This window comes from Nocardia altamirensis NBRC 108246, assembly GCF_001612685.1.
Classification (GTDB): Bacteria; Actinomycetota; Actinomycetes; order Mycobacteriales; family Mycobacteriaceae; genus Nocardia; species Nocardia altamirensis.
Map to the genome: position 1 here is coordinate 59,031 of NZ_BDAY01000070.1, position 10,349 is coordinate 69,379.

General features: G+C 67.0%; 11 protein-coding genes, 1 tRNA gene and 1 other RNA gene. 9 read left to right on the forward strand and 4 right to left on the reverse strand.

Features of this window, described 5'->3' with window-relative positions; genetic code table 11:
* Position 1: 1 nt before the first annotated feature.
* Both NA11_RS31825 and NA11_RS31830 read right to left on the reverse strand, forming a co-directional pair.
* Positions 2-1,354 (reverse strand): MFS transporter, encoded by a 1,353-nt coding sequence (locus NA11_RS31825; RefSeq protein ID WP_245746306.1) that lies wholly within the window; start codon positions 1,352-1,354, stop codon positions 2-4.
* Positions 1,355-1,701: 347 nt separating this feature from the next.
* Positions 1,702-2,277, reverse strand: coding sequence for an HhH-GPD-type base excision DNA repair protein (locus tag NA11_RS31830; RefSeq protein ID WP_069165758.1), 576 nt, complete (start codon positions 2,275-2,277; stop codon positions 1,702-1,704).
* A gap of 167 nt (positions 2,278-2,444) precedes the next feature.
* Between NA11_RS31830 and NA11_RS31835 the strand changes: the two genes are divergently transcribed.
* The 4 genes from NA11_RS31835 (at position 2,445) to NA11_RS31850 (ending at position 5,529) form a co-directional block, all read left to right on the forward strand.
* Positions 2,445-2,927 carry a hypothetical protein gene (locus NA11_RS31835; protein ID WP_069165759.1) on the forward strand — a complete coding sequence of 161 codons (483 nt, stop codon included), beginning with the start codon at positions 2,445-2,447 and terminating at the stop codon, positions 2,925-2,927.
* Positions 2,924-4,003, forward strand: a complete 1,080-nt coding sequence (locus NA11_RS31840; RefSeq protein WP_069165742.1) for a hypothetical protein — start codon at positions 2,924-2,926, stop codon at positions 4,001-4,003. The genes NA11_RS31835 and NA11_RS31840 overlap by 4 nt, the downstream gene beginning before the upstream one ends.
* Entirely contained in the window at positions 4,000-4,587 is a 588-nt protein-coding gene (locus NA11_RS31845) for a phosphatase PAP2 family protein (protein ID WP_069165743.1), read from the forward strand. The genes NA11_RS31840 and NA11_RS31845 overlap by 4 nt, the downstream gene beginning before the upstream one ends.
* A 135-nt stretch (positions 4,588-4,722) precedes the next feature.
* Positions 4,723-5,529 carry a methyltransferase domain-containing protein gene (locus NA11_RS31850; protein ID WP_084655232.1) on the forward strand — a complete coding sequence of 269 codons (807 nt, stop codon included), beginning with the start codon at positions 4,723-4,725 and terminating at the stop codon, positions 5,527-5,529.
* A 69-nt stretch (positions 5,530-5,598) separates the two neighbouring features.
* Here the strand turns inward: NA11_RS31850 and NA11_RS31855 are convergent, their stop codons facing one another.
* The gene (locus NA11_RS31855) at positions 5,599-6,888 is read right to left on the reverse strand and encodes an aspartate aminotransferase type Ic (RefSeq protein WP_069165760.1); all 1,290 of its coding nucleotides are present in this window, start codon (positions 6,886-6,888) and stop codon (positions 5,599-5,601) included.
* 180 nt (positions 6,889-7,068) lie between these two features.
* An RNA gene (gene ffs, locus NA11_RS31860) (signal recognition particle sRNA small type) lies at positions 7,069-7,163 on the reverse strand.
* A 139-nt stretch (positions 7,164-7,302) separates the two neighbouring features.
* On the opposite strand from ffs, the gene NA11_RS31865 reads away from it, so the two are divergent.
* From NA11_RS31865 to NA11_RS31885, 5 genes are all read left to right on the forward strand, one after another.
* Positions 7,303-7,387, forward strand: a tRNA-Ser gene (locus tag NA11_RS31865).
* Positions 7,388-7,516: 129 nt separating this feature from the next.
* Positions 7,517-8,752 (forward strand): tyrosine-type recombinase/integrase, encoded by a 1,236-nt coding sequence (locus tag NA11_RS31870; protein ID WP_069165745.1) that lies wholly within the window; start codon positions 7,517-7,519, stop codon positions 8,750-8,752.
* Positions 8,752-9,360 carry a site-specific integrase gene (locus NA11_RS31875; RefSeq protein WP_069165746.1) on the forward strand — a complete coding sequence of 203 codons (609 nt, stop codon included), beginning with the start codon at positions 8,752-8,754 and terminating at the stop codon, positions 9,358-9,360. Before NA11_RS31870 ends, NA11_RS31875 begins: the two co-directional genes overlap by 1 nt.
* A gap of 124 nt (positions 9,361-9,484) precedes the next feature.
* A complete protein-coding gene (locus NA11_RS31880; RefSeq protein ID WP_069165747.1) occupies positions 9,485-9,721 on the forward strand; it encodes a hypothetical protein in 237 nt (78 codons plus the stop codon).
* A gap of 99 nt (positions 9,722-9,820) precedes the next feature.
* Positions 9,821-10,225 (forward strand): hypothetical protein, encoded by a 405-nt coding sequence (locus NA11_RS31885; protein ID WP_141717946.1) that lies wholly within the window; start codon positions 9,821-9,823, stop codon positions 10,223-10,225.
* Positions 10,226-10,349 lie beyond the last annotated feature (124 nt).

Below are 10,349 nucleotides of genomic sequence, written 5' to 3' on the forward strand. Positions count from 1 at the left end.
ATTACGCGGTTTCGGTCACCAGCTGGCGGCGGGTAAGCAGCGCGGTGGCCGAGGCGAGCAGGCCGACCAACGCAACGACCGTGACCAGGTAGAGGCCGGGGCGGTACTGGGCGATGCTGGTGGCGGCGCCACCGCTGATCAGGCCGGTGACGATGGCGAGGACAACCGCGCCGCCGATCTGGCCCGAGGTCTGCACCAGCCCGGAGGCAAGGCCCTGTTCGTGGTCGGCGATGCCCTCGGTGGCCTGGACCATGACCGAGGAGAAGCCGAGCGCGAAGCCGAGACCGAGCAGCAGGAACGCGGGCAGGTAGTCGACCACGTAGGTCGGGTCGGCGCTGCCGCCGAAGCTGATGAACCAGATGTAGCCGAGCACGAACGAGGCCATCGAAGCGATGATCATCGGGGTGGTGCCGTAGCGGTCGATCAGCTTGCCTGCCACCGGCGACAGGATCGCCACGATGATGCCTGCGGGGGCAAGGGCGAGCGCCATTTTCAGCGGTGCCCAGTGCAGGGTGTTCTGCAGGTACAGCGACACGATGGTCTGGAAGCTGATGTAGGAGCCGAAGATTGCCAGCGCGGCCAGGTTGGCCCGCACGATCGACTTCACCTTGAAGATGCTCAGGCGGACCAGCGGGTGCGAGACCTTACGCTCCACCACGAAGAACGCGCTCAGCAGTGCGACGGCAGCGAGGGCGGTGCCGATCACGGACGCGGAGAAGCCCTGCTCGGGTGCGGTGACGATGGTGTAGACGGCGGCGAGCATGCCGCCGGTCAGCAGCGCGGCACCGGCGAAATCGATCTTGCCCTGCTCCTTCTCGATGTTGCGCGGCACCACGAAGTAGGCGGTGACGACGACGGCCGCGACGACAACGACGGGCACGTAGAAGGTCAGTCGCCAGTCGATACCGGTGAGCAGTCCGGAAACGATCAGACCGGAGGCGTATCCGGTGGCGCCGAACACGGTGAAGATCGACAGCGCGCGGTTGCGGTCGTGACCTTCCTTGAAGGTGGTGGTGATGATCGACAGTGCGGCCGGTGCGGTGAACGCGGCGGCAATGCCCTTCACGATGCGGCTGGCGATCAGCAGCGCCCCGTCGTCGACGAGTCCGCCTGCCAGCGAGGCGATTCCGAAGACCACCAGCGCGGCGAGGAAGACCTGGCGCCTGCCGAGCAGGTCGGCGGCGCGGCCGCCGAGCAGCAGCAGGCCGCCGTAACCGAGGATGTAGCCGTTGACGATCCATTGCAGGCTCTCGGTGTTCAGGCCGAGTTCCGTGCCGATGGACGGGAGGGCGACGCCGACCATGGAAACGTCGAGTGCGTCGAGGAACATCGCCAGTCCGGCGACGAACAGCACGGCCCACAACTTGGGTCCCCAGCGACCTGGGACGTGCTCAGTGGATGAGGTGGTTTGTGGAGCGTCTAACGCTGTAGCCGTGAGAGTCACGGTGATCAACTTATATGCACACGCATTAGATGTCAATGCATCTAATGCTCGGTCATAAATGCCTGGTCAGCAGTACCGTACCGGCTTCCAGGTCGGCCGTCACGGCATTATTTCGAGATCGACGCACCGCGCTCCGACGGCGGCGAACCGGGCCGTCCCAAGATCGACCGAACAGCCGGGCAACGGGCCGAGACACCAGTCAGGCCCAGCTCGAACACCCCATCGAGCTGGGCCTGAACGGCCGACGAGCTGCGGATTCACGCCTTCTTGGCGGCCGCCTTCGCCTGCTTCTTGAATTCCCTTACCTGCGCGAGAGATTCGGCATCCGTGACATCGGCAACACTGCGCCGGGAACCCTCGTCGCCGTACGCGCCCGCCGCCTCCCGCCAGCCCTCCGGCTGCACGCCGCGCTGCTTACCAAGCAGCGACAGGAAGATCTTGGCCTTCTGCTCGCCGAAGCCAGGCAGCTCCTTCAGCCTGCGCAGTACCTCTTTGCCGTCGGGTTTGCCCTTCTTCCACAGGTTTTCGGTCCTGCCGTCATAGTTCTCGATGATGTATCTGGCCAGCTCCTGGGCGCGGCGCGCCATCGAACGGCCGTAGCGGTGGATGGCAGGTGGCGTCGCGGCCAGCTCCTCGAACTCCTGCGGGTCGGCCTCGGCGATGCGGTGAATGTCGAAGCCGCCCATCCGGTCGGCGATCTTCTTCGGGCCGCGGAAGGCGTGTTCCATCGGATACTGCTGATCGAGCAGCATGCCGAGCAGAGTGGCGAAATGGTCCTCGGTCAATAGCGCGTCGGCCTCGACGTCCTGTGCCAGACAAAGCTTGCGACTCATGGCCAATCCTTCCACCGCGACCTTCATTGCTCGGACGGACTCGATCATCTCATTTGTGTCGACCTTCCGAGCCCCCACTATTCATCGCGGGTTCATCCCGCTCCGGCCCGTCCCGACGGCCGATCTGGATGGTCGCGAAGCGAGTCCTCGCATGGTTGGATGACGGCATGCAAGGGGGGATCGGTGTGGGTGCCGCGGTCGATCGCGTCTTCGCCATCGCGACGGCAGCGGAATCCCGGACCCTCGACGGCCTGCTGCAAGCGGTGTCGCGTGATCGCGGGCGGCCGCTTGCCGTGATCGAGAGCCCGAATCTGCCTGCGGGGGTGTTCGGACACTGGATCCGTTTCGCGGATCGCGACGAGGTGTCCTACGCCTCGTGGGCACAGACCAAGGACCGGACCGTGGCGCACGAGCTCGGCCACATCGTGCTCGGACACCAGGGCCGTCCGGTGTTGGAGGTGGCGCAGTCGATCTTGCCCGCCGACATGCACGACCTGGCCGCGCTCGTGCTGCGCAGGGAATGCACCGACGAGGCAGCGGCGGAAGAGTTGGCGGCCGAGCAATTCGCGAGCCTGCTGCTGAATCGACTGCAGAGCATCGGCCGCAGAGAGCCACGACTGCGCTCACGCTGGGGTGAGGCGCTCGGATGATCGCCATGATCCTGTCGCCGCTGATGTGGGTTGCCGCGGTCACCAGGGGCTGGCGCTGGTGGTGGTCGCGCAGCTGGGTGCTCGGCTCGACCACCATCGCGCTCGGCGTCGTCGCACTGCATCTCACGCTGAACATCCCTGCGGCAGAAGGGTTTATGCAGGCCATCGCGCCGATGCCGAACTTCTCCACCGGGCTGCGGATGGTGCTGTTCAACGTGATCGCGGCCGCGACAGGCGCGTTGACGCTCGCGGTGACCGTCGACCCGGCGCGGGTCGCGCGCGGCGTACGGATCCTCGGCGCGATCGCCGCGGCGGGTTCGCTTGCGGCACTGGCGATCTTCGTCGGCACGCCGTCAGTGCCGCAGGTCGCGGGTGGGTTCGAGTTCGATCAGGCCTACAGCCACCTGCCCGGCTATGCCGAGGCCGGGATCGCGGGCGCGTTGTTCCCCGCGCTGCTGTGTCCCGCGCTGATGGTGATGGCGGCGCGGCCCGCCGACCTGCGCACGGTGACCGGCTGGAGCCTGTCGCTGCTCGCGGCGGGACTTGCCGCCGCGACCGTGTGGGCGTGGATTCGGTTGTGCTACTTCGTCGCAGTCCGCTTCGGCGGCGCGGCGCCCGCGCCCGCGGTGTTCGAAGTGACGCGAGCAGTGTCAGCGGCAGGAGTGTTGGTGATCTTCGCCGGGGTGATGCTCTCGCCTGTGGTGTCCTGGGTGCGGGCCAGGCGGGTGCTGATCGCCATCGGCCCGATGTACCACGAGTTGGTGCCGCGCTGGCCCGGCGTGCGGCGCCAGTCCCGGCGCGGCAGCAGCGCGGACGAACGGGCCAGCGATCGAGTGACCGAACTGCTCGACGCGCTGAGCCTGGAGGTCGAGCAAGCAGGCAAGTCCGGCGCCCTGCGCACCGACCAACGGGAAGTGGCTGCGGCGGTGGCGAATTGGCTGATCGACGGGCAGGATTCGACGGCCCTCGACGCGGAGAACGTCCGAGCGGCGGCCTTCGAGGCAGAAACCGACCGCCACTGGGCACTGCTGTTGGCGCAGGCATATCGAGCAAGACGACGAGAGGCAATGGTGTGACGGAGACGACGACGGCGCAGGCCCGCGCCGCGCGGGTGATCACCGAGCTCGGGGCGCCGTGGATGATCAACATCCTTACCTCGGTGATCGCGGGCGCTGCGCTGGACGCGCTCGCGTGGGGCGTGTTCGTCGCGACCATCTCCGGCGTGATCCCGATGCTGGTCATCCTGACCGGTGTGCAGCGCGGCGTGGCCAGCGATCACCACGTGACGGAGATCCGCGAGCGGCACTGGGTGATTCCGGCGATCCTCGCGATCGTGTGCGTCGGGCTCGTCGTCGAGATCGTCAGGGATGCCCCGCGCGAGCTGATCGCGTGGACGGTGTCCGCGCTTGTAGTGCTCATCGGCATCGGCATCGTGACGGTGCTCGGGAAATGGAAGGTCAGCGTGCACACCGCGGTCGGCGCTGGCACCACCGTGCTCTTGGCGATGATCGCCTCGCCGTGGTTTCTGCTCGCGCTGCCACTGACCGCGGTGATCGGCTGGTCGCGGGTCTGGCTCGGCGACCACACCAGGGGTCAGGTGATCGTCGGCGCTCTGCTCGGTGCGGTGCTCGCCGCTGTGACCTATCTGCTCGCCTCGTGAGGTCGTGACTGGTCTCACAGACCTGCCATGCAGGGCTATGAGCCCCCGCGTAGGCTCCTGCGCATGCCTCAACAGACGGCAGTACCTACATCGGCACCCCACACAATGGCCACCGCCGGGGATGGACGCGGTCCCATGGACACCTACACAATGCGGCCCGATCGCTTCGATCGCGCGGGCCAGGATCAACTGGTCGACGTTCGTGACCTCCAAGCCGCGCTGCCCGGCATCCGGCGCCTGCGCAACTGGGCTCACGACGCGCTCGGACTTCGCCTCGGCGAACACGCCGTCGACATCGGTTCCGGCACCGGCACCGAGGTGATGGCGTTCGCGGAAACGGTCGGCCCCAACGGCAGTGCGGTCGGCGTCGAACCGGACCCGAACCTGCTCGCCTCTGCCGAACGTCGCGCGGCCGCGGCCGGATCGACCGCCAAATTCCATTCCGGCGACGCCTACGGGCTGCCCTTCGGCGCGGACAGCTTCGATGCGGCCCTGTGCGAGCGCGTGTTTCAGCATCTGACCGCGCCAGCGCGCGCCGCCTCCGAGATCGCGCGGGTGCTGCGGCCCGGCGGCCGCGTCGTGGTGATGGACAGCGACTGGGGCACCGCGATCGTGCATCCCGGCGACCGGCAGGTGGTCCGCGACGTGACCGACACGCTGCTCTCGGCCACCACCAACCCGTACTCCGGCCGTAGGCTGCCCGGCCTGCTGACCAAGGCGGGCTTGGTGATCGACGAGGTCGGCTCACATGCGCTGGTGCAGGACCGCACGGTGGGCGTCGGCTCGCTCGTCACCCGCATCTCGGCGATGGCGGTGGCCCGTGGGGTGATCACCGAGCAGCAGCGCGAGCATCTGATCGACGATCTGGAAGCCGGTGCGAAGAGCGGAGATATCCACCTCTCGGTGACCATGTTCGCCGTGTTGGCGCACAAGCCCCACTGATTCCTGGCACTACACGGCCGGGCGCGTACCTGAATCGGTACGCGCCCGGCCGTTCTCGTTGTTCGGTGCTTACTTGTCGAGCAGCTTCTCGGTGGCGGCGAGCAGCACACAGGTGGCGAGGCCGTCCATCGCCTTCTCCAGCTCAGGCAGCTTCGGGAAACTCGGCGCGATCCGGATGTTCTTGTCCTCCGGGTCATTCCGATACGGGAAGGCCGAGCCTGCCGCGGTCAACGCGATGCCCGCGTCCTTGGCCAACGCGATCACCCTGGCCGCGGTGCCTTCCAGCACGTCGAGGCTGATGAAATAGCCGCCCTTCGGCTCCGTCCACGACGCGATCTTCGACGCGCCGAGCCGGTCCTCCAGGATCCGCAGCACCAGTGCGAATTTCGGCTCCAGGATGGCGCGGTGCTTCTGCATGTGCGCGCGCACGCCATCGGCGTTCTTGAAGAAGCGCAGGTGGCGCAGCTGGTTGATCTTGTCAGGGCCGATGCTCCGCTTCGCGGCATGGCCGAGGTACCAGTTCAGGTTCGCGGTGGAGGCGCCGAGGAAGCTCACGCCGCCGCCGGCGAAGGTGATCTTCGAGGTGGACGCGACCACGATGGGCCGGTTGGGGTTTCCGGCCGCGGCGGCCAGCGACAGCACGTCGATCACCGGCGCAGCGGTGTCGGTCAGCGGATGCACCGCGTAGGCGTTATCCCAGATCAGGCGGAAGTCGGCGGCCGCGGTCGGCATCGAAACCAATTCGCGGACAATATCTTCGGCGAAGGTGACGCCGCTCGGGTTGGAGTAGTTCGGCACCACCCACATGCCCTTGATCTGCGGGTCGTTCGCGACCAGCGCGGCGACGGCCTGCGTGTCCGGGCCGTCCGGGCCCATCGGGACCGGAATCATCTCGAAGCCGAGCGACTCGGTGATCGAGAAATGCCGGTCGTAGCCGGGGCTCGGACACAGGAACTTCAGCGTGTCCTCCGAGGCCCAGCGGCGCTCGGAATCGTTGGTGCCGAACAGCATTGCGTAGCTGAGCACGTCGTACATGAGCTCGAGGCTGGCGTTGTTGCCCGCGATCAGGTTGTCCACCGGGATGTCGAGCAACTCGCTGAAGATCGCACGCAGCTCCGGAAGTCCGTGCTGGCCACCGTAATTGCGGCAGTCCGTGCCGGTGCCGTCGCGGTAGTCACCGGCGCCGGGCAGCGAAAGCAGGTCGGCGGACAGGTCGAGTTGTTCCGGCGAAGGTTTTCCGCGCGTCAGGTCCAGCGTGAGCTTCTCGGTCTTGAGCGTCGCGTAGTTCGCGTTCTGAGTCTCGTGTTCCGACACGAGTTCCTCGTGGCTCATCAAACCGATCTGCGTTTGCCGGGGCATCCTGGGCAGCCTTTCCAAGCAGCGGGGGACGTGGGTGGTGGCCGGACCGATGTGCGGCGGCCGGACATTCAGCCTGCCGAGCGCATCGTGCGTCGGCGGACCGTGGTCCACGTTACCTGTGCCTTGCTCGGATTTGGAGGCGTTATTCCGCGGCCGGACTTCGGTCCGGGGCCCTCAGAGATAAGGGGACCCCGCGCACCCGGCAGAGCCCGTTGACCCTTGCTGCCTTCCGGCCCTGGGGGAGTTCACAGGATGCGCGCCGCGCGGGATCCGTGGGCCAGTGTAGCCGCTCCGCCGGCCCGCGCCGCCCGCCGGGGTCCCCAAACAGTCCATAAAGTGGACCGAACAGGCACTTTTCCGGTCCGAACGGACCCGTTTGGCTTCTGCCCTGCCCCTACCGGTATGCTGCTCCACGGAGGATTCGCCTAGTGGCCTATGGCGCTCGCCTGGAACGCGGGTTGGGTTAACGCCCTCAGGGGTTCAAATCCCCTATCCTCCGCAGAGAAGACGTAGGTCGGGGGCTATTTTCGGATAGCCCCCGGGTTGCGGTCAACATGCGGTCAACAACGATCGCTGCACTTGAGGGTCACGTCGGCTCAGCTATCCGAGCGACACCTGAAGGTGATTCATGTCGAGTATTCGACCCCGCACCTGCAAAAATGGCAGTGCGTATTTCCAAGTCCTCTTCCGCCACAACGGCAAACAGACCTCTGAGTCCTTCGATAGCGAAGGCGAGGCCGAGCGCTGGAAGGGCCTTCTGGACCTCCTGGGTCCGAACCAAGCCCTGGCGATGCTGTACGAAGAGCAGGACCAGGACACCGAGGACCTGCCGCCCACGATCCACGACGCCTTCACCGAGGTGATCGACGGTCTCACCGGCATCGAGCCCGGCACCCGAAACCGCTTCCGGCGCATCCTCGTCAACGACATCGAGCCGTTCTTCGGAGCCCGCTCACCGGTGACGGTGTTCTCCGAAACGGTGATCGGGCGCTGGATCAACCACCTCGCCGAGAACGTCGGCAACGCCGCGAAAACCATTGCGAACAAACACGGCGCGCTGTTCCAGATCCTCAAGAGACTCGCCCGCCGGGGAGTGATCCCGTCCAACCCGTGCGAGCAGACCAAGCTGCCGCGCGTGGTGGCCAAGGAGATGTGTCACCTCGAACCCGAGGAGTTCGCCGCGCTGCTGGCCGCCCTGCCCGCGCGGTGGCGGCTACTGGTGGAGTTTCTGGTCGCCTCGGGCGCGCGCTGGGGCGAGGTGACCGCGCTGCGGGTGCGCGACATCAACCGCAAGGCGCTCACGGCCCGAATCCACAAGGCGTGGAAGTACACCGGCGGCAAACGCAAACTCGGTCCGCCCAAGACCAAGAAGTCCACGCGTACCGTGAACTTGCCCGCCCAGCTGGTGGCCAAGCTGCCGCTCGACGGCCGCGACCTGGACGAGTGGCTGTTCTGCGTGAGCAGCGGCGAGCCGATCAGCATCTCGCACTTCTACAAGGATGTGTGGGTGCCGACGCGAGACGCGCTGAGCCTGGTGCCCGGAAACCCGGTGAACGGCAAGGCGCCCCGGATCCATGATCTACGCCACACCTGCGCGGCGTGGATGCTCTCGGCCGGAGTCCCGATCCATGTGGTGCAGGCACATCTGGGCCACGAGTCGATCAAGACCACCGTCGATACCTATGGGCACCTCGACCGTAGGGCCGCCGCCGACGCGGCAGCGGTCATCGGCGAGAAACTGGCCCCACAGCCCGCTCCCGCGCCGCTGCCGCCCGAGCTGAGGCCACTGCCCAAGGAGCTCGCTTTGGTCGTCTCGCTCCCCGCCCCGGTGTACGACACCCCGGCCTTCGTGGAAGCGGCGTGATGACCATGGCGCAGAACACGACTCGCACCTCGCAGCGGTCGCGTCCCGCAGTGGGACCGCTCTGGCAGCCGCTGGAGGTGGACCAGTACCGATTGGTGCTCGAACAGATCCCGCCGCTGTGGCGGGCGCTGGCCGACCATCTCGTGCTTTCGGGTGCCCGGCTCGGTGAGGTTGCCGCCCTGGCCGACACCGACATCGACCCGGAGACCGGTGCCTGCCGGATCGAGCGGGCGTGGCATCGGCTGGCCGACCGATGGGAGTTGGTGCCGCTGCGATCACCGCGCGCCCTCTATCTGCCCCGTAACCACCTCGGCCAGCTCGACCTGCGGGACTCCGGGGAGGAGCTGTTCGTCATCGACGGCTCCTGCGGGCCGGGTCTGATCATCCGGTTCGCGGGTCGGATCTGGCGACCGGCCGTCGCGGCGGTAGCCGAGCGGCTGGGCGGTCAGCGGCCCGGTGTCGGGGTCCTGCGCGCGACGTGCGGGGTGTGGATGGCTCGCGCGGGTGTGCCCTTGCCCGTAATCGCCGCGCACCTCGGATACAGCAGCGTTCGCGCGTTCGTCGCCGTGAACCCGCATGTATTGGTAGCGGCGGATCGGGCAGAGTAGGCGCTGACGCCGCATCTGGAGAGGCGGTTCGCGTGAACGGGTTTGGTTCGCGCGAACCGCCTCGCTCGTGGTCGGGCACTCGCCGGCCGCGCCCCGAAAATGTCGAAAGACGAGGAACGAGTTCATGACCGCTGATCGAGTGCAGGTGCGCTGCATTCTGGTGTACGGCGAAGGCGCGGAGGCCATGGCGCAGTTGCAGACGCCCTGGCATCCGGCACGCCAGCCGCTGGTGGTGCGCGCGAGTGTGATCGCCGCGCAGGCGGGCCTGCCCGCGGGCGAGTTGCCGGGACGACGGTTCTGGGCGAGCGGCGACGAGGCCGGACTCGACGGGTTCGAGTTGGTGGAAGACCCTCGCCAATAGCGTTGTAATTACTACTCTTCCGTTGTAATGTTGGTGTCGTTGGGCGGGGTCGGACCCGCCCAGCAAGGCAAATACCCAACAACCCGGAAGGGGCTCACCATGAGCAACGAACACGACGACCTGCTGGCCATGTTCGACGAGGCCACCAGCGGCAACCACGCCCACATCGCCAAGATCCTGCTGCTGCTGGACCTGCCGATCAGCATCGAGATACCCGAGGACGCGCAGGCCGCCGACGCCGTCGACGCCCTGCTCAACGCCCGCAAGCTCATGCACGAGCTGCCGACGCACCCGGTCCACCGGGGCGTCCTGAACGCGGCGATCCTCGACTTCCTGGGCGGGCTGACCTTGGCGAACACCGCCTACGACCACCCCGGCGACGCGGAATGGCTCATGCGCGCGGCGCTACTGAGCATGTACCGGGTCGCCGAACAGCTCAGCATCGCGCACGGGCTGCTCACCGGCCAGATCTCGATCGAGGAGATCGAGGGCCTGCAAGACTGATCGACGCAGCGGATGCCCGGCGAACTGGTCGCCGGGCATCCGCCCGTTGAAGCTTTGGCGGCCAGCGGGGCGAGGCGAACCTCTAAGTCGGAACCCCGCTGACCAGACAAATCGACCAACCCGA

Bases quoted from the DNA above. Each gene is read 5' to 3' on its own strand.
- NA11_RS31870 (WP_069165745.1), top strand. From the start codon at position 7,517: ATGTCGAGTATTCGACCCCGCACCTGCAAAAATGGCAGTGCGTATTTC.
- NA11_RS31850 (WP_084655232.1), top strand. From the start codon at position 4,723: ATGGACACCTACACAATGCGGCCCGATCGCTTCGATCGCGCGGGCCAG.
- NA11_RS31830 (WP_069165758.1), bottom strand. From the start codon at position 2,277: ATGAGTCGCAAGCTTTGTCTGGCACAGGACGTCGAGGCCGACGCGCTA.
- NA11_RS31880 (WP_069165747.1), top strand. From the start codon at position 9,485: ATGACCGCTGATCGAGTGCAGGTGCGCTGCATTCTGGTGTACGGCGAA.
- NA11_RS31855 (WP_069165760.1), bottom strand. From the start codon at position 6,888: ATGCCCCGGCAAACGCAGATCGGTTTGATGAGCCACGAGGAACTCGTG.
- NA11_RS31840 (WP_069165742.1), top strand. From the start codon at position 2,924: ATGATCGCCATGATCCTGTCGCCGCTGATGTGGGTTGCCGCGGTCACC.
- NA11_RS31875 (WP_069165746.1), top strand. From the start codon at position 8,752: ATGACCATGGCGCAGAACACGACTCGCACCTCGCAGCGGTCGCGTCCC.
- NA11_RS31885 (WP_141717946.1), top strand. From the start codon at position 9,821: ATGAGCAACGAACACGACGACCTGCTGGCCATGTTCGACGAGGCCACC.
- NA11_RS31835 (WP_069165759.1), top strand. From the start codon at position 2,445: ATGCAAGGGGGGATCGGTGTGGGTGCCGCGGTCGATCGCGTCTTCGCC.